Origin of the sequence: Paenibacillus sp. FSL L8-0663 (assembly GCF_038008125.1) — a bacterium.
GTDB classification, from domain to species: Bacteria; Bacillota; Bacilli; order Paenibacillales; family Paenibacillaceae; genus Paenibacillus; species Paenibacillus polymyxa_D.
In genome coordinates this window covers 3,961,570-3,979,893 of sequence record NZ_JBBOYM010000001.1, presented here as the reverse complement: position 1 = coordinate 3,979,893, position 18,324 = coordinate 3,961,570, and the positions used below count along the sequence as shown (strand labels likewise).

At 42.1% G+C, this 18,324-nt stretch carries 15 protein-coding genes and 2 pseudogenes; 14 read left to right on the top strand and 3 right to left on the bottom strand.

Annotation, left to right across the window (positions count from 1 at the left end; all coding sequences use genetic code 11):
* Positions 1-29: 29 nt before the first annotated feature.
* The 10 genes and pseudogenes from moaA to MKY75_RS17415 all read left to right on the top strand — a co-directional run bounded on the left by moaA (position 30) and on the right by MKY75_RS17415 (position 10,084).
* Positions 30-1,046 carry a GTP 3',8-cyclase MoaA gene (moaA, locus tag MKY75_RS17460; protein ID WP_029515505.1) on the top strand — a complete coding sequence of 339 codons (1,017 nt, stop codon included), beginning with the start codon at positions 30-32 and terminating at the stop codon, positions 1,044-1,046.
* 585 nt (positions 1,047-1,631) lie between these two features.
* Positions 1,632-2,465 (top strand): BglG family transcription antiterminator LicT, encoded by an 834-nt coding sequence (gene licT / locus MKY75_RS17455; protein ID WP_029515504.1) that lies wholly within the window; start codon positions 1,632-1,634, stop codon positions 2,463-2,465.
* A 107-nt stretch (positions 2,466-2,572) separates the two neighbouring features.
* Entirely contained in the window at positions 2,573-4,486 is a 1,914-nt protein-coding gene (locus MKY75_RS17450; RefSeq protein WP_029515503.1) for a beta-glucoside-specific PTS transporter subunit IIABC, read from the top strand.
* 30 nt (positions 4,487-4,516) lie between these two features.
* The gene (locus tag MKY75_RS17445; RefSeq protein WP_340886112.1) at positions 4,517-5,974 is read left to right on the top strand and encodes a glycoside hydrolase family 1 protein; all 1,458 of its coding nucleotides are present in this window, start codon (positions 4,517-4,519) and stop codon (positions 5,972-5,974) included.
* Positions 5,975-6,120: 146 nt separating this feature from the next.
* Positions 6,121-6,284: pseudogene (locus MKY75_RS17440) on the top strand (methyl-accepting chemotaxis protein); the annotation flags it as partial.
* A gap of 13 nt (positions 6,285-6,297) precedes the next feature.
* On the top strand, positions 6,298-6,648 hold the full coding sequence (locus tag MKY75_RS17435; protein WP_340886111.1) for a hypothetical protein: 351 nt from the start codon (positions 6,298-6,300) through the stop codon (positions 6,646-6,648).
* An 89-nt stretch (positions 6,649-6,737) separates the two neighbouring features.
* On the top strand, positions 6,738-7,544 hold the full coding sequence (locus MKY75_RS17430) for an alpha/beta fold hydrolase (protein ID WP_340886110.1): 807 nt from the start codon (positions 6,738-6,740) through the stop codon (positions 7,542-7,544).
* 24 nt (positions 7,545-7,568) lie between these two features.
* On the top strand, positions 7,569-8,552 hold the full coding sequence (locus MKY75_RS17425; protein WP_340886109.1) for a sensor domain-containing diguanylate cyclase: 984 nt from the start codon (positions 7,569-7,571) through the stop codon (positions 8,550-8,552).
* A 43-nt stretch (positions 8,553-8,595) separates the two neighbouring features.
* A complete protein-coding gene (locus MKY75_RS17420) occupies positions 8,596-8,991 on the top strand; it encodes a hypothetical protein (protein ID WP_340886107.1) in 396 nt (131 codons plus the stop codon).
* 130 nt (positions 8,992-9,121) lie between these two features.
* Positions 9,122-10,084 (top strand): helix-turn-helix domain-containing protein, encoded by a 963-nt coding sequence (locus MKY75_RS17415; protein ID WP_165149763.1) that lies wholly within the window; start codon positions 9,122-9,124, stop codon positions 10,082-10,084.
* A gap of 90 nt (positions 10,085-10,174) precedes the next feature.
* On the opposite strand, the gene MKY75_RS17410 is transcribed toward MKY75_RS17415, so the two are convergent.
* Together MKY75_RS17410 and MKY75_RS17405 are read right to left on the bottom strand one after the other, a co-directional pair.
* Positions 10,175-11,743, bottom strand: coding sequence for an S-layer homology domain-containing protein (locus MKY75_RS17410; RefSeq protein ID WP_340886106.1), 1,569 nt, complete (start codon positions 11,741-11,743; stop codon positions 10,175-10,177).
* A 301-nt stretch (positions 11,744-12,044) separates the two neighbouring features.
* On the bottom strand, positions 12,045-13,805 hold the full coding sequence (locus MKY75_RS17405; protein WP_081317524.1) for a methyl-accepting chemotaxis protein: 1,761 nt from the start codon (positions 13,803-13,805) through the stop codon (positions 12,045-12,047).
* A 360-nt stretch (positions 13,806-14,165) separates the two neighbouring features.
* Here MKY75_RS17405 and MKY75_RS17400 point away from each other — a divergent pair, with 360 nt between their 5' ends.
* The 4 genes and pseudogenes from MKY75_RS17400 to MKY75_RS17385 all read left to right on the top strand — a co-directional run bounded on the left by MKY75_RS17400 (position 14,166) and on the right by MKY75_RS17385 (position 17,183).
* Positions 14,166-15,368, top strand: coding sequence for an MFS transporter (locus tag MKY75_RS17400; RefSeq protein WP_029515494.1), 1,203 nt, complete (start codon positions 14,166-14,168; stop codon positions 15,366-15,368).
* A gap of 115 nt (positions 15,369-15,483) precedes the next feature.
* A pseudogene (locus tag MKY75_RS17395) lies at positions 15,484-16,338 on the top strand (CbrC family protein).
* 94 nt (positions 16,339-16,432) lie between these two features.
* Positions 16,433-16,759, top strand: coding sequence for a hypothetical protein (locus tag MKY75_RS17390; RefSeq protein WP_069010513.1), 327 nt, complete (start codon positions 16,433-16,435; stop codon positions 16,757-16,759).
* A 22-nt stretch (positions 16,760-16,781) separates the two neighbouring features.
* Complete coding sequence (locus MKY75_RS17385) at positions 16,782-17,183, top strand: hypothetical protein (protein WP_318627431.1); 402 nt, start codon at positions 16,782-16,784, stop codon at positions 17,181-17,183.
* 128 nt (positions 17,184-17,311) lie between these two features.
* Here the strand turns inward: MKY75_RS17385 and MKY75_RS17380 are convergent, their stop codons facing one another.
* Positions 17,312-18,316: a hypothetical protein gene (locus MKY75_RS17380; protein ID WP_340886105.1), complete on the bottom strand. Its 1,005-nt coding sequence runs from the start codon at positions 18,314-18,316 to the stop codon at positions 17,312-17,314.
* Positions 18,317-18,324 lie beyond the last annotated feature (8 nt).

Genomic DNA, 18,324 nt, shown 5'->3' with positions numbered 1-18,324 from the left:
ATGCTAAACAACTAGAAAGGAGAGGGCGTATGAATTTTTATCCACTGAAAGACACGTTGCAGCGGCCAATTCGTGACCTGCGTATATCGGTTACAGACCGCTGCAATTTCCGTTGTTCCTATTGCATGCCCAAAGAAATATTCGGTGACGATTACGCCTTTCTTCCTCAAAATGAATGTCTGTCGTTTGAAGAGATACACCGGCTAACGAAGCTCTTTGTATCCCTGGGTGTAAAAAAGATCCGACTCACGGGCGGCGAACCATTAATGCGCAGGAATCTATCCGACCTGGTCTCCCAAATCCTGTCCATTGACGGAGTGGAAGATATCGGCTTGACCACCAATGGTGTGCTGCTAGGACAGCAGGCTAAGCCTCTCTATGACGCGGGGCTACGACGGCTTAATGTCAGTCTGGACGCTCTGGACCCTGAGCTATTTGGGCGATTGAATGGGCGGGGGATTAAGCCTGATTTTATTTTGAAGCAGATCGAATATGCAAGAGAAATCGGCTTTGAAATCAAGGTCAATATGGTCGTTCAAAAAGGCGTTAATGACTCGGAGATTTTGCCGATGGCCGCTTATTTTAAGGAGCAGGGAATAACCCTTCGCTTTATCGAGTTTATGGATGTAGGGAATGACAACGGATGGAGCTTCAAAAAGGTACTAACCAAAAAACAAATTGTTGAACGACTTAAGAATGCGTACGAGCTGGAGCCGATGGATCGGGATTACTTTGGAGAAGTGGCAAAACGTTACCGTTATAAAGACAGCGACGCACAGATTGGTTTTATTACTTCGGTTTCTGAATCATTTTGTTCGTCTTGTACACGCGCCCGCTTATCGTGCGATGGCAAGTTTTATACATGTTTGTTTGCTTCAGGCGGATTCGATTTACGCCAGATGCTTCGTAATGAAGCGGATGACCAGGAACTACTCGATGTGATTACTTCAGTATGGGAACAACGTACAGACCGGTATTCCGATGAACGTACGGAGCAGACAGCTAACAACAAAAAAAAGATTAACATGTCCTACATTGGCGGATGACATTTTATACCATGATAGTGTGTTGTATTTGATGTGGTTGCTCCGAAAAAGAAAGCGCAAACATTTTTGTTGGCAAAACTTAAATTCGATGTTATTATGATTTTGGGATTGTTACTGAAAAGGCAAAACCCGAGGCATGGAATTCAATTTCCATGTGTTGGGTTTTGCCTTTTCTTTTTAGAATACATGCTTTGCGATATCCTGCATGATATGAAAATCTGCCCAGCCATAACGCAGAAAGGTGAGTGATATAAAGCCTTACAAGTGCTGAACAACAAAGATGATGACGTCGACCAACGAATCGACATCCCAAAAATGATGTCATGGGACGTGGTTAACCGACTATATCCATTTTCAGAACGGAATATCAGATCGGTTTGGGAGCACTCAAGATCAATGATGGAAAACGTAAGGCTTTGTCTCTTATTATGAATGCGTTTTCATAACACGGAATTGTAAATCAATACATTTGAATTTGATTTACGACGAAGATTTGATCGGCTATTACCGTCTTGTGACCTATCTGAAATTTCGCCCAGCATCTAAATCCTTTTTTAAATTTGATGGGATAAGGGGGGCAGTTAGATGATCATAACGAAGATCTTTAATAACAACGCCATAATAGCCAAAGATCAAAAAAGAGATGAATTTGTTGTTATGGGTCGTGGTATTGCATTCAAAAAGAATGCAGGCGAACAAGTAGAAGAGCATCTAATTGAAAAGGTCTTTGTGCTTAAACATAAAGATGCTTCAGAGAAATTTAAGTTATTGTTAGAGGATGTTCCATCAGAATATGTTTCGTTATGCTATGACATCATTGAATATGGAAAAAGCATATTAGAAGTACAATTGAGCGATTATATATATGTTTCGCTTACGGATCACATGAACAATGCATTTAAAATGTTTGATGAAGGGTTTAAAAATGCAAATCCGTTAATTTGGGAGATCAAAAAATTTTATCCTAAAGAATTTGCGGTTGGCTTAAAAGCACTGGAGTTTATTGAAGACGAAACAGGCAAACGATTGTCAGAAGATGAAGCAGGTAATATTGCTCTTCATTTAATCAATGCTCAAGTAAACAGCTCCTACAACAAGGTAGCAGATGTTGCTCAGCAAACTCAAAAAATACACGACATCTTGAATATTATTAAATACTCTTATAATACCACCATAGATGAACACTCGATCAGTTATGAGCGATTTATTACACATTTAAGATTCTTCTTTCAGCGATTAAATAAAAAAGAAAAAGTAGAACTGGAAGACGACTTTTTATGGAGGCAAGTGAAAGCAAAGTACAAAAAGGCTTATGGCTGCATGCTGAAGATTGAGAAATACTTGGATATGGTATTGTCAGATGAGGAAAAGCTGTATATCACGATTCATATTCAGCGTGTGACCCAAAGACAAAATTGAATAACTCTTGGATTGTTACTGGTAATGCAGGCGAAACCAACCTAGATCGAATTTGATCTATTTTGGTTTCGCCTTTTTTTATAAATACAATTAAAGGGGAAATTACAATGAAGTATGAGACATTAGCAAAAGACATCATCAGAAATGTCGGCGGCAAAGAAAATGTGAATAGTCTAACTCATTGTATTACACGCTTGCGCTTCAAACTAAAAGATGAAAGTAAAGCCAATACAGAGGTTTTGAAAAATATGGATGGTGTTGTCACTGTGGTAAAGAGTGGCGGGCAATACCAGGTTGTTATAGGTAACCATGTACCTGAGGTTTATGCTGATGTTACTGCTGTGGGTGGTTTTCAGACAGGAGATTCAGAAGAAGCATCTGGTGAAAAAATGAGTTTGTTCAATAGATTCATTGATACTATTTCAGGTGTATTTACACCCACGTTAGGTGTCTTAAGTGCCACAGGTATGATTAAGGGCTTCACTGCCCTATTTGTAGCTTTGGGCTGGCTGACCACTACATCGGGTACCTATCAAATTCTCAATGCTTTAGGTGATTGTTTATTTTACTTCTTTCCTATTTTCCTGGGGTATACGTCAGCTAAAAAGTTCAATGCCAACATTTTCATAGGTATGGCTATAGGTGCATCCCTTGTGTACCCCACATTTAGCACGATAACAGCCTCGGGCAAACCACTATACACTCTATTTAGCGGTACTATATTTGAGTCACCGGTATATATCACCTTCTTAGGCATTCCGGTCATTCTGATGAGTTATGCGTCAACAGTTCTTCCGATTATCATATCCACCTATGTAGGCTCAAAAATAGAAAATTTCTTTAAAAAGGTAATCCCTAGCGTAGTGAGAACATTTTTGGTTCCGTTTTTCACATTGTTAGTTATTGTACCCTTAGCATTGATTGTGATTGGACCTCTCTCGACTTGGGCAGGTCAACTGCTTGGGGCAGCAACCCTCTTTGTGTATAACTTAAGTCCAATGATTGAAGGCATAATCATGGGCGCTTTCTGGCAAGTGTTTGTTATCTTTGGATTACACTGGGGACTTGTTCCTATCGCTATGAACAACTTAGCCGTGCTTAAATTCGATCCGATTCTTGCGGCTACGCTGGGAGCTTCCTTTGCTCAGACGGGCGTCGTACTGGCAATTTTGTTTAAAACCAAAAATGTAAAACTGAGATCACTTTCCATTCCAGCTGTCATCTCCGGGATTTTTGGTGTGACAGAACCAGCGATTTACGGGATTACATTACCACGTAAGAAACCATTTATTTTAAGCTGCATAGCATCTGCAGTAGGCGGCGGTATTATAGGAATGATGGGAACGAAAGGTTATATCATTGGTGGATTGGGTATTTTTGCTATCCCGAGCTATATCAGTCCGGCAGGAATAGACAGCGGATTTTATGGGGCTGTTATCGGTATCCTGGTAAGCTTTGTATTAGGCTTCTTGCTTATGTTCTTTGGCGGATTTAAAGATGATGAAGTGAAAGAAGCTAAAAAGGAAGATAACACCTCGGGAGCAGCTAAAGGAGAAGTTTTAGTAAAACAAGAGACGGTGATGAGTCCATTAAAAGGTGAAGTGAAGTCTTTATCTGAAGTAACAGATGAAGCCTTTTCGACAGGTGCCTTGGGTAAAGGGATTGCCATTGAACCTTCTGAAGGTAAGGTCGTTTCACCTGTAGATGGTGTATTAACATCATTATTTTCGTCAGGTCATGCGATTGGCATTACAAGTGACCACGGGGTTGAGGTCCTCATCCATGTAGGCAAAGATACGGTCAAATTAAAAGGCAAACACTTTTATCCTAAAGTAAAACAGGGGGATGCTGTTAAAAAAGGCGAGCTGCTTATGGAGTTTGATATGGAAGCTATAAAAGAGGCTGGTTATGTTTTGACCACACCTGTTATCGTTGCCAATACTACGAATTACCTGGATGTCATTGAAACAGAGAAAAAGGCAATTGAGTATCAAGAGGACTTATTGACCGTCGTAGTCTAATCCTAATTAATGTTGAGGAGGAATTAAACAATGAAAAATACAACTACATTGGAATTTCCACAAGGATTTTTATGGGGAGGTGCAACGGCTGCCAACCAATTTGAAGGTGGATATAATGAAGAAGGTAAAGGCTTAAGCACTGCTGATGTGATTACGGCTGGAACGCATACGACTTCCCGAAGAATTACACCTATGCTGGAAGAAGGAGTGAACTACCCGAGTCACGAGGCTATTGACTTTTTCCACCGCTATCAAGAGGATATCCGCTTATTTGCAGAGATGGGATTCAAGGTCTTTAGGATGTCCATTGCGTGGTCAAGAATATTTCCTAACGGAGATGATGCAGAGCCGAATGAGCAAGGCTTGCAGTTCTATGATCGTGTATTCGCAGAATTGAAAAAGTACAATATTGAGCCTTTGGTTACAATCTCACATTATGAAGCACCGTTTCATTTGACCCAAAAATATAATGGTTGGTCAGATCGCAGAGTCGTAGATTTTTATGTGAGATATTGTGAAGTGCTTTTTAACAGATACAAAAATGTCGTAAAATACTGGTTAACCTTTAATGAAATCAATATTTTAACCTTGTCATTTGGAGCATTCATGGCTGGAGCTATGATGCCGGAGGGGAATGGAGAGCTAGCCCATGCTACAGTGAAGGATGAGCAGGTTCTGTATCAGGCGTTGCATCATCAATTTATTGCCAGTGCAAAGGCTGTAAAGCTGGGTCATGAAATCAACAAGGACTTTAAAATCGGTTGTATGATTGCTTATATGTGTTCCTACCCACTTACATGTCATCCTGATGATATTCTGCTGGCTCAACAAAAGGATAACTTAAGTAATTTCCTATGCTCAGATGTCCAAGTAAGAGGAGCTTATCCGGGATTTGCCAAACGCTATTTTAGAGATCATAACATTCAGATCACAATGCAAGAAGGAGATGAGGACATCTTAAAAGAAGGCTGCGTAGATTTCTATACTTTCAGCTATTATTCTTCTACTTGTGTCAGTGCCGATCCTAACCAGGAGAAAGTGGGAGGGAATTTATCTATGGGCTTAAAGAATCCTCATTTAAAAGCAAGTGCCTGGGATTGGCAGATCGATCCACAGGGATTGAGATGGTCCCTCAATAATATTTATAACCGATATGAAATCCCGTTAATGGTTGTTGAAAATGGTCTTGGCGCCGTAGATACAGTGGAAGAAGATGGCTCCATTCACGATGATTATCGAATTGATTATCTGAAGCAACACATTGAGCAAATGAAAGAAGCAATTGCTGATGGAGTGGACCTAATAGGGTATACGCCATGGGGATGTATTGATCTGGTCAGTGCGGGAACCGGAGAAATGAAAAAGCGTTATGGGTTTATATACGTCGATAAGGATAATGAAGGCAATGGGACACTTGCCAGATCTAGAAAGAAGAGCTTTTATTGGTATAAGAATGTGATCGAAACCAATGGAGAGCAGTTGGATTAGATCTTAATGCCTGTTTCATAAAAGTCATACCATCAGCGCGTGCCAATCTTAATCGGTACGCGCTGCTTCACTAAATACATGGGATGAAAATGACGAAATAGAGGGTAGGGCTGATATCAAAATTTGAGGAAGTGGATACATATTACCTGCTTGGATTAAATGCTGGATTGAAGCTGCTCGGGTGGGTGACGCAGGAGCAGGTTTTGGGGTTGTCGCTACAGAAATCTGCAAAATGTCTACGGGCACCAAGGAAGCAACAGGGCGTATTGAACAATCCTTGCAAGCCGTCAGACAACCAGTGTATAAGATGGGTGGTTACATGTATGAATTTGAATGAGTTGAATGAACAGAGTTACACAGAACTAGAGGATTATTGGGTGCGTGTATTTCTAAATGTAGTACAAGATCAGGATAAGGAGAACTGGGTGATTCCTTATTACAATACATCCTTTTCTAATGGTCAGAAAGTCATGGATATGAACCCCATTTTTTCGGCTAAATCAAAAATAAGTCATAAATCCATCAGAATCATTCAAGAAACGGTTAATGAAGAGGATGACGTTCACTATTGGTTAGATACGAATGGGAAAAACGAATTAGTTATTATTTGTTCCTTATCCCAGCAACATGTGCACAAGGTAAAGGGGATCATTGAAAGTTGGATTTATGAATGAGATCCATTATCCATAAGCAAATCTTTTCCGATATAATAGGGAAGAGAAGCGATAGAACAGAGACTACTACCTCAGAGAGGTGATTTACGTTGACCGTTGATATTCTCCTACGTAATAATATAAAAGTGCTGGGCACAGGCAGCCAGACGATTGTATTTGCTCACGGCTTTGGATGCGATCAGGATATGTGGCGTTATATCGTCCCTAGCTTTATCGACAACTACCAAATCGTCTTATTTGATTATGTTGGTTCGGGAGATTCTCAAATAAAGTACTATGATTCCCAAAAATACAGTGACTTGCAAGGGTATGCCCAGGATGTGCTGGATATTATGGAAGCGTTAGACTTAAGAAATACCATATTCGTCGGACACTCCGTTAGCAGCATGGTCGGAATGCTCGCCTCCATCCGCAGCCCTCAATATTTTGAACGCATTGTCATGCTCGGTCCTTCTCCACGCTATGTGAATGACCTGCCTTCTTATTATGGGGGCTTCGATAAGAGTGATATTGATGAATTACTGGATATGATGCAAATGAACTTTATTGGCTGGGCTAGTTACATGGCGCCCATTGCTATGCAGAATCCCGAGCGAGGGGACTTAACCGAAGAATTGGAAAAGGCATTTTGTTCAAGAGATCCTCATATTGCACGGCAATTCGCAGAGGTTACATTTTTTTCAGATTGCCGTGTTGATCTTCAGCATGCTTCGGTTCCTACACTTATTCTCCAGTGCTCAGATGATAGTATTGCTCCGATTGAGGTAGGGGATTATTTGCATACCCATCTTAGAAATAGCAGACTTCAGCAGATGAGAGCAAAGGGGCATTATCCTCATTTAAGCCAACCAGGAGAAACGAGCGATTTAATCAAAGAATATTTAGCTAGTGTGTAATATCGAAAGAAAGGCAGTCATTTAATGGATATTCAATTAGATAAAGCTCCCTGTGGATACTTTTCAATTTCGGACGCTGGGATCATTCAATCGGTAAACCAAACTTTATTGGACATGCTTCTTTATGAACGCGATCAATTGCTCGGATGGCCGATTGAAATAACAATGTCTGTTACCAACAAGCTATTTTTTCATACTTATTTTTATCCATACATCCAGTTGTACGGGCGTGTCGATGAGATGTACTTTTCGTTTCGCACAAGTGATCGACAGGATGTGCCTGTACTTCTAAACGGAATTCGCCAGGAACGAAATGGAGAAGCAGTGATTGACTGTGTAGTGCTTGTGATGCGTAAGCGTATTGAACACGAAAAAGATATACTACAGACCAAAACCAAGCTTCAGGAATTATATCAGGCGACGAATGAAGCCAACCAGAAGCTTGAACGGTTGCACGAAGAATATGAAATCAAGCAGCAGGAATTAGTGAGGATCAATCTCCAGCTAGAAACGATGGCATCAACCGACCCGTTAACTGGGCTAAAGAATAGAAGATATTTTCAAGATCAATTACTAATCATCCTAGCCTCTTTTCAAGAGACTGGAATACCTTTTTCGCTGCTGCTCATTGATATTGATCATTTCAAAAGCATTAACGACACTTATGGTCATCCGGTGGGCGACCTGGTGCTCACTCATCTGGCAGAATTACTACAATCCATTTCACGGAATGTTGATATTGTCGCTCGTTACGGTGGCGAGGAATTTGTAATTATCCTTCCCGGCAACGATCAACAGGAAGCCATTCGTACAGCAGAAAGATACCGCTCCATGACGGCTTCAAGGGATTGGGGAGAATACAGCATTACTGTGAGTATCGGTGTGGCAACGGTTACGCAAGCGGATACGGAACAATCGATAGTTCATCAAGCGGATTTGGCACTGTATGCTTCTAAGAGTGGCGGGAGAAACCAAGTCACGCATTCAGCAAGTCTCGTAAAGAAATAAATGAGGCTTCAATAACCGCATGAAGAGTTGGGGAGTGATAAACATGGGGGAAGCGTACAAGCTGGACTGTGATACCTGTGCTTATACTAAGAACATATTTGTAGGGTTTGGTTTTTCATATATGAGTTTGGAATCCATTGCTTCGTTTGTACAGGATACTGTCCTTAAACGACGTATTGGGGAATTCATAGGCAACCCTTCGACGAGATATGATGCTTATGACGCTATGTATGTGTGTCCTGCCTGTCAGGCCATCCGTAATGAATTGTTTATTGAGATGAAATCGGACTCATCACAGTATAAAATTTCTTATGCTTGTCCTAGATGCGCGAGTGTTATGGAGCAGGAACACATTGAAAACAATGTGCCTGTTCATTTGAGTTGCCCAGCATGTGAGAAGGGCAAATTGAAAGCAACGTTTTATATGGATTGGGATTAATAGATTCCCCGGATATCTTCACAGCATACTCCAATAAGTCTGGTCAAATCGTTCAAATTCAGCTAATATTAATGATAACGATTCTCATTTGAATCATCAAAATGAATGAAAACCTTTGAGGTGGACGCTTGTGAATTCAAATTCGTTATCATTAATATATCAGCATTATTTGGAAAAAACTCCGTTTAGAAAACAAAACGAGCATACGTATATGATGTTACCGGAAGCAGGTGACGGACATATCTACAGAGTTACGACTTACAGCGGTATCGAGATTGTGTATTCGCATATCCAATATCACGAGCCTTACCAGACGAACTTTGCTTCCAAAGGACAAATGATTGAACTTCAATTTGCACTTTCGGGTCAACGTCATGTGAATATAGCTGGTCTGGACTACACGCTCCCGATAGGGTGGGGTGCTCTTATTTTTTTACAGGATTTCAAAGCACGTTTTCATCCTCCGATTAACGAACAATACCAATCCTTTGCACTTGGCATTCCTGTTTCGTTGTTTAATTATGCGGCTTCACAGTTGGCGGCTCGTCGCCAGGTAGCTATTGAATTTAAACAAATTCTGAAGGGTGCTGCGTTCCATCACCTTAGTTTTGAGCTGGATCACAGAAGTATAGTGATGATTGAACATTTGATCAAAGATTTGAAAAGTGTGCATAGATCGCCTTTATTAATGGAAGCAGCGGCACTAGAGATTTTGAATAGGTTTATGATTCAATTATTTGATTTAACTCCCATGCCCGAAGGCTTATCTAAAGAAGATGTCAGAAAGTTGCATATGGCTCGGCAAATCCTTGAATCCAGCATGATTGATCCTCCTTCACTGATCGCATTATCCAAAAGAATTGGATTAAACGATTTTAAATTAAAAAAAGGATTCAAAGCATGTTTTGGAACGACTGTATTTGAATATTTGCGCCAAATTCGTCTTGATTATGCGATGAAGCTGCTTAGAAGCCAGGAAAGCAATGTAACAGAAGCTGCGATGGCTGTAGGATACAGTAATGTGAGTGCATTTTCAGAGCAATTTTTTCGGGAATACGGAGTGAAACCATCATCTTTGAAGAAAGTATTTTAAAAATTCTGTTTTGACCATTTTAAAAAAATATCAAGGTAACAAAAAGCTGGAACCCTGTATAGATAGGATTCCAGACTTTTTATTTGGTGCTTATTTCACGAAAGTTTCAATGCCATCTGTATTGATGGTTGAAGTATGGGTACGAGACGCTTCTTCAATATTTTTGAATGCCCAGTAATCTGTTGGTACATCCTTCCATGTAGCCTGAATGGTTCCTTCCAGGGGTCCTCGTTTTAAGATCGTGTTCAAAATGGTAACCGTTTCTACTCGTGTTATATATTTATTGGGTTGGAAGCTGTTATCGTTATAGCCGGTAATCCATCCTGCATTAGCTAACGCTACAATGGAATCCCTTGCCCAATGCTTTTCGATATCGGTATAAGGAGACGCTGTGGTTTGCGTTCCTTTAAGCTGCTTCCAGGATGCGAGTATTGCTGCCATTTCTGCACGGGTAATGGGTTGCTCTGGTCGAAATGTTCCATCTGCATATCCATTCATAAGGTGCTGTGTCGTAAGTGCTATAATCGAATCCTTTGCCCAATACGTGCTAGGTACATCTTTGTATGTCGTTGAGCCTTCTTTTGTCTCCAACTTCATAATCCTAGCCATCATCGCGGCGGTTTCAGCTCGTGTAATTGACTGGTCCGGTCGGAATGTACCATCCTGATAACCCGTTATATATTTTTCATGCGCAACCTCGGATTGCTCTACTGGCATGATTTCCGCAGTCGGTAAAACCGTTGAAGAAGCCGATGGTGATGAAGATGCGGTTGTTTCACTTGAAGAAGATGAGTCACTGCTATCCGCGTTATCCTTCTTATCTTTTTTATTGCTACTGCTGCTGTCGTTATTGCTAATATCACCCGTGCCTGCATTTCCATTTACATTTACAACCTGTATATAGGCATCAGAGGTGCTCGGCGCGAATCGAGCATCCCCACTGTATATAGCAGTAATTGCGTGACTTCCCACACTTAAGTTGCTTGTAGTGTAGTACGCATTGGCATAGCCATTCGAAATGCCCACTGGCTCCATCGTCAGCGTATCTAATATATTCGTGCCGTCCATAAGGATGACCGTTCCGGTTAAATCGCCCGAAGTTTGTGGGTTTGAGGTTGTCCTCAAGCTAAACCTTACTTCCTGACCTTGATTAGACGGATTCAGCGAACTCAATATTGTAGTTACTGTAGGTCTCAGTGAAGGTGTAGGCGCAGATGCATTTACGACCTGAATGTATGGCTCAGATGTACTGGGGGCAAATCGAGCATCCCCACTATATATAGCAGTAATTGGGTGACTTCCCACACTTAAATCGCTTGTGGTGTAGGTCGCAGTGGCATATCCATTCGCAATGCCATTTGGCCTCATCGTAAGCGTATCTAATATATCTGTACCGTCCATAAGGATAACCGAGCCGGTTAAATCTTTCGTAATTTGTGGGGTTGAGATGGTTTTGATGCTAAACGTTACGGATTGACCTTGTTTAGAAGGATTTGTCCAACTCGTTACCGTGGTTTCAGTAGCATACACAGCATCCGTTACACTTGGTACTGGTGAGGAGGTTGCATACACAGCACTCTCGGAAAAACTCCATGTCCAGGTCCCTAATAAGACGATAACAGCAAGATAAGATAAACAAAAAGACTTGATTTTACGCATAAACTTCCTCCATAAATTTCCGGTGTCACGATGAACTTACTAAGATCCTCCATGATGACTAACCTACTAATATAATTTTCTTTCTTACATTACTGATTTACTATACTAAATGCCTCTGAACCAATTCTGAACCAAATCGACAAAAACCGTGCCCAATTCACATCGCTAGAAGGGGATCACGATTTGCGAGCCTTTTCAGTAATTTCTCAGAACAAATGCAAAAAGGGTCAACCCAAAGGAACGGGTTGACCTCATAATATGAATGACAGTTTAGCGTAATATTTTGGAAAGATTTATTCCGTTAATATTTAAATTTGACCGTTAGATCCTGTAACTTTTGTGACATATCCGACAAGGTCGTGGCCAGACTGGTGATCTGCTGCATCGAAGCCAGTTGCTCTTCTGCAGACGCTGCAATATTCTGCGAGTTGTCCGCCGCTTGAAGCGCCAGACTTGATACGTTCTCTCCGCCCGCCGAAATTTCTTGGACACTTGCGGTTATTTGCTGCGTGATGCTTGCGAGCTCTTCTGTTTGCTGCGCGATATGATTGGTGGACGTCACAATTTTGTTAAACTGCTGCTCTGTCTCATTGGCAATTTTAATACCAGAGTCGACATCCTGTTTTACGCGTTCCATGGTCTTAAGCGAATGCTCCATATCTTTGCGCATATTCTGAATCAACCCGGAAATTTGCCCGGAAGACTGGTTCGATTGTTCGGCCAGCTTTCTCACCTCTGCAGCAACTACGGAGAAACCGCGGCCTTCCTCGCCTGCACGGGCAGCCTCAATCGAAGCATTTAAGGCAAGCAGATTGGTCTGCTGTGCGATATCCGTAATGGCATGCAGCATCGTGTCGATCTGTTGAGTACGTTCATCCAGCATCCTCATAACCGCATCGGTTTCATTGACGGAATGGTTAATCAAGTCCATTTGCTTCACCGTATGTTGTACAGCAGTACCGCCAAGGCTCGCCATTTCCATCGCGTCTGCAGACGATTCAGCAATAGTCAAGGAGCTATCCGTGATCCGCTGCATGCCTATTGAAATTTCTTCAAGCGAGCTGGTTGTCTTCTGGAGCATCAGTTGCTGCTCCTTCGCACCGGCCGCGGATTCTTGAATCGCGATGGTGATATGCTCGGTTGCCTGCCCAGTATGCTCTGCACCAAGGGTTAATTCTTTCGAGGAAGCTGCTACCTGCTTTGTGGACAGGTTTACTTCACCGATCAAATATCTAATATTTTTAATCATATGATTGAAATCCTGTGCCAGCTCGCCAACCTCATCTTTTGAATTCATTTTGACTTCTTCGACCGTTAAATCACCGTCCGCAACTGAGTTAAGCCGCTTTGCAATCATGATAATAGGCTTCGTAAAATGTCCCGAAACAAAGCTTACGATAATTGCTCCCAGAATAACTGCAATAGTCGTAATAATCAGGACAATATAAAGGACCTTGGTCGCCCCGCTGTTAAATTCGTTAAAATATGCTCCAGAACCGATGATCCATCCCCAATAAGGATCCCTTTCAACGTACGAAATTTTCGTCTCCACTTGATCTGTACCAGGTAAAGCCCATTTATAAGTGACGAATCCACCGCCGTTTGTACCGGCTTCTACAAACTCTTTTCCCACATGCACACCGTCTTCCGATACGGCATTTATTAAATCCTGGCCTTCATTTGAAGGGTTCATCACTGAAACGGCATCTTGGTTGACTGCCCACGGATAACCTGTTTTACCTACAGTATATTTAATCTTTACCGGTCTTTTGTTATTAGCATCTTTTACACCGAGCAGCTCGATGCGCAGTTTTTCCTGTGCTTCTTCCAATGTTAAATTACCGGCTTCGACTTGCCCATTGAGGAAACTAATCATACCAATTACCATTTGCACACTATTCTTAAGTGCTACTTTGCCTGATTCATTCATTTCATTCTTGGAAACAACATAAGAACTGATTCCAATCACGAATGTGGGTACAATTAAAATAATCAAGCACATTATGGTTAACTTCGTTCTTAACGATCTTACCTTCATGATTGATCCTATTTTTGTTTTCACTGAGATTTCCCCCTTAGACATCGATATACAGACTCAACCCACAGCTACGCTAATTACTAAAGGCAAAAGACTGTACATCATATATCGTAATAACATGCCAGGAAATGAAGCCCTTCCATCCAGTCAGCGATGAAGAGACCGATGTAGTTCATTTCACAACGAAAGAGCGACTCTATAATTAACGACGCCCATTGGGCCATAGAATGCAGGCCATTTTTTACTGTCTGAAGACTGGCTGCTGTTTTATACGCAAAATTAAATCCGTTTAACCGCAAATTTATCCGTCTATAGGCAGTAGCGTTTTGGTATGCTCCGTATACTTCTGCATAGAGAGAATCTTTAACAGAGGAGTGTGCGAGGATGAATAGAATAAAAGGGAGCATCTTTTTCAGTGTATTTGTGGCTATGCTAGGGCTCATGCTCATTGCTCCAATTATGCCGCCCCTTATTCGTGAATTAGGCTTAAGAGAAAGCCATTCCGGATTAATTATATCGCTTGGTTCTATAACGATGGCCTTAATGGCTCCAGTATGGGGAAATCTAAGTGATGCAAAGGGACGCAAGCCGGTGATTCTGCTTGGTTTCATAGGGATGTGTGTAAGCTGCCTGTTGTTTACACTTACTCTTTTTGCAGGATTAAATGGTTGGCTCAGTGGGGGGCTGCTGTTAGTCCTGCTGATTGTTACACGCGGCTTAATTGGTGGCTTTATCCCGGCGGTGTTGTCATCGTCCCAAGCTTATATGGGAGATGTAACGGAAGGAGAAGAGCGTGGAAGTGGTATGGCTATTATTAGTGCGGCGAATGGGCTTGGGCTGGTATTTGGTCCCGCGATTGCAGGTGCCTTTACTTTAATAGGGCTGTTATGGCCCTTATATTTTGGAATTGTCATTGCCGCTGTTGCATTCGTGGTGTCTCTGCTGGCGATTCCGGCGGCCCAGCCCGTTATTCAGCAAAAACCCGCTCGAATTAACCCCCTCCAGCCAGGTCTAAGAATGTATTTGTTTGCAGGCTTGGTTACGATGATAAGTATTGTGACTATTCAGGTTATAGGTGGTTTTTATTTTCAAGATCAGTTAGGTCTTACATCCGAAGAAACAGCAAGAGTCGTGTCCTTTGGACTTATGTTCTCCGGGGCAGCGATGCTGATTGTGCAGATCATCCAGATGAAATGGCTTAAATGGCAGCCTAAGCCGATGATTTTACTTGGTTCTCTATTCCTGATTGCTGGAATGGCATTATTTCTGATTTCAGCCAGCTTGGTCGTTTACTATGCAGCGTTCTTTATGTTTGGCATAGGCACAGGCTTACTGATGCCCGGTTTTATGGCAGGTGCTTCGCTTTCAGTCAGTCAAGAGCAGCAAGGGGGAGCAGCGGGGCTGGTAGCTGCGGTACAGGGAATTTCCGCGATCATTGCTCCTATTTTGACGACCACCTTGTATCGAGTGGACAAATATATTCCCTTTACGCTTATAGCAGTCTTGGTAGCTGTTATGGCTGTTATTATGTGGGTAGTGAGAAAAAGAAACGGGAATAGTGAGCCTGTTCCTCATAAGGCAAAATAAATAAAAGATTGGTTAGATGAATCCATAGGCTTCCGGGGTATACTCACCGGAAGCCTATATCTATTATAATAAGTTATAAGAAATTTCAGGAAAATCAGAAGGAAGTGGGGGGCTTATGGAAATCCAGCAAAAATGGGTGGCACTAAACAAAAGATATAGTTTGTACGCACCCAGTCCCGAGGCTGTACAAGCCTTGTACCAATTGAAGGAAGAGCTTGAGGGCTTAGAAAGCGAGCAGGCTGCCAGAATTTTGACAGAGTTGTATCTTCACCTGCATCAATACGAAGAGGCGCTAGAGGTTTTTATGTCCGTCATGAACCGGAAAAATAAAGCAGATTTGAAGAAACAGTGGAGTATTCAAGAGATGATTAATAGCCCGATTCGACTGCCGGTGATTAAGCCTTTAATCAAAGTAGCCAAGCGCAAGAAAACTTCCGATCTCCCTGTGTTTACTTATCATCAAGACCCTGTACGCACTCAGATCCTTAAATCAGGCTTTTTGAAAACGTGTTCCTGTTGTGGACGGCAGACCGATATCTGGTACGCGGGTCCCTTTTATACAGCATTATCTTATGAGGCGATCTGTCCTTGGTGTATTGCGAATGGTAGCGCTGCGAGCATGCTACAGGGAACATTTCATGACCCTGCTTGCTGTGCACAATTGGAGGAACCAAAGCTGGATGAGCTACTGCATCGGACTCCCGGTTATGAGGCATGGCAGACCGCCGCGTGGCTGGATCACTGTGATGACTACTGTGTTTTTATAGATTTTGTGGGCTGGTAGGAGCTTGTCAGTAGAGGGATAGAAAATGATGTCAACCTGATGTTTATGCCTATTCTGGCTTTGTATAATGAAGAAGAGGCTAAGAGTCGAATACGGGAAAGCATGAAACGTGACGGATCGTTCCGGGGTTATTTATTTCAGTGCAGGCATTGTAAGGAATACCTCTTATATGCGGACTATGACTGAATCCAAGTGAATTTCCTGAGGTGAATGAGAAGGTGAAACCCAATTTAGGGGTGGTTCTAATTAAGGAGGAGTTCATAAAATTGGAGGAATGCAGATGGGTTGGGAGTATGGGATTAAGGTCGCAGATGTTAAGGATATTAAAGCGCTAATGGAACGCTTAGCTGAAGCATTGCCTAGGATTGAGGGATATCGGATGCAAAGGGATGAGGATGGTTTTGTTCTGCTTCAGAATAATTCTGATTGGCCTGAAGCGCTTCAGATTTCAGTGGAAGAGGCAAGAAATATTGAAGGGTTAGAAGATGATGAACCTTATATCTATTGTCTATTTCATATCGGCGGCGGAGATGCGATGGGGTTGAGGGAAGGAATGTGTAGGGCACTGGAAGAAGAGAAATGCGCTGCGGATTGGTTCGAGTTGTAGCCGAAGAGAGGAGTAAGAGAGAGTGACTAAGAAAGGAAAAACAGAGATTCAGACACTAATCTATCGCTATAGTGGTCCAAGAGCCAATATTGGATATACTTTTGAACCGCTGCGCTATGGAGATACAGATGAGCCAAAGCTGGAGGAGATGATCTTCATCTACGCAGATGACTTTGATATCGTGCTGTCTGTGTTAAAGTCCAAATATCCACTTGTCGATCCTGACACGGGGGAAAGGTATGAGGCTTTTGATGCCTGCTGGGATAATCCGATTCAGGCGTCGGTATGGCATGAAATATTAACAGAATTGGATGCTTGGCCTGCCAAGGAGCCAGAATTACGCATATTTATCGATTCCTTTACAGCATGGGTCAGAGCGCATTTGAAGCAAGCAGATGGTATTATCGTGACCGGAAATCTGTAGAGGAAGGCAATGCACTGCAATCCGTATTTTCGCTGCCCCTCGCTTCGAGGGGCAACTGGAAAGCGAGCTGCTGGGTCAAATGCCTCGTTCTTTACATTGCATGCGACAGGCTCCTTATGGCAACTAGATTATTGACGTTGCTTCCGAATCCTGAGTAACTTTTGCTCCAATTCGGTATCTCCCATAAATTTGCTGGCAGATACAGCAAGCTGATATTGATTGGTCCCCATGTTGTTAGCGGCAGGTTGAAGAATCCCTTTTATTGTTTGCCATAACGAAGTAGCCTGTCGGCTTTCTGCCCCAAAATGCAAGATGATATGGATACAGGCCGTAATAATATTGCGACCAAGTCCATACAGGAACCATTCTTCTTCCTTCGTAATAAGCGGAATAATGGTTCCCATCGTTTCCCACGCTTCATTCAATCGTCCTGTTTCAATGAACTTCTCTGCCAAGTTAGATGCAGTAGAACAGTAATTATGATGATTTCCTTCTGTTTTCTCCATTTCAGCCAGCTTTTTGAGGGCTTCAATTTCACCTTCTGCTTGGTTGCGCCATCTCTCATGGTAAACGAGTGTCCGTAAATTTTCCTTGTTCCAATCCGTCTGCTCTCTGATCCACAAATCAATAAATAATGATAGGTATACATCTTCCCCGAGTTCACTCGCGATATTGATGCAATCTTCAAGATCAGCTGTATCTTTGCTGAATAAATATGTTTCCAAAATCAACGCAGGGTCAAACCCGGCATATGTATCAAAATTGGCCTTCTTGGCCTGCTGGAACAAAACTTGGTCCTGCTCACGCTCATATTTTTGCAGTAAAAAAACGGCGTAGTATAGAGCATCGCCAATCCCCTGAAAACTGTTCGTTTCCCTATCTATAATCTCATTAACGAGCAGCCTTCTCACAATCGGTTCGTAATGCGGGGAATCTCGATCCTCACGATTATACATAGCCAAAAGCACCTTCAAGCGATTGGTATAATTGGCATCACTTTTTCCATATTCCTCACTGTGTTGCTCCAAATAGTCAACCTTCGAAAAATCGACGTGATCACTTATTAGAATCTGCAGCATTTCATCATAGGGTGCGATCATCTGATCCAGCAGCTTTCTGTAGTTCGTTTCCATTACTGTAA

What these genes read in the sequence shown, in the direction of transcription:
- moaA (WP_029515505.1), top strand. Translation starts at nt 30, where the DNA reads ATGAATTTTTATCCACTGAAAGACACGTTGCAGCGGCCAATTCGTGAC.
- licT (WP_029515504.1), top strand. Translation starts at nt 1,632, where the DNA reads ATGATCATAACGAAGATCTTTAATAACAACGCCATAATAGCCAAAGAT.
- MKY75_RS17450 (WP_029515503.1), top strand. Translation starts at nt 2,573, where the DNA reads ATGAAGTATGAGACATTAGCAAAAGACATCATCAGAAATGTCGGCGGC.
- MKY75_RS17445 (WP_340886112.1), top strand. Translation starts at nt 4,517, where the DNA reads ATGAAAAATACAACTACATTGGAATTTCCACAAGGATTTTTATGGGGA.
- MKY75_RS17435 (WP_340886111.1), top strand. Translation starts at nt 6,298, where the DNA reads ATGAATTTGAATGAGTTGAATGAACAGAGTTACACAGAACTAGAGGAT.
- MKY75_RS17425 (WP_340886109.1), top strand. Translation starts at nt 7,569, where the DNA reads ATGGATATTCAATTAGATAAAGCTCCCTGTGGATACTTTTCAATTTCG.
- MKY75_RS17420 (WP_340886107.1), top strand. Translation starts at nt 8,596, where the DNA reads ATGGGGGAAGCGTACAAGCTGGACTGTGATACCTGTGCTTATACTAAG.
- MKY75_RS17410 (WP_340886106.1), bottom strand. Translation starts at nt 11,743, where the DNA reads ATGCGTAAAATCAAGTCTTTTTGTTTATCTTATCTTGCTGTTATCGTC.
- MKY75_RS17400 (WP_029515494.1), top strand. Translation starts at nt 14,166, where the DNA reads ATGAATAGAATAAAAGGGAGCATCTTTTTCAGTGTATTTGTGGCTATG.
- MKY75_RS17390 (WP_069010513.1), top strand. Translation starts at nt 16,433, where the DNA reads ATGGGTTGGGAGTATGGGATTAAGGTCGCAGATGTTAAGGATATTAAA.
- MKY75_RS17380 (WP_340886105.1), bottom strand. Translation starts at nt 18,316, where the DNA reads ATGGAAACGAACTACAGAAAGCTGCTGGATCAGATGATCGCACCCTAT.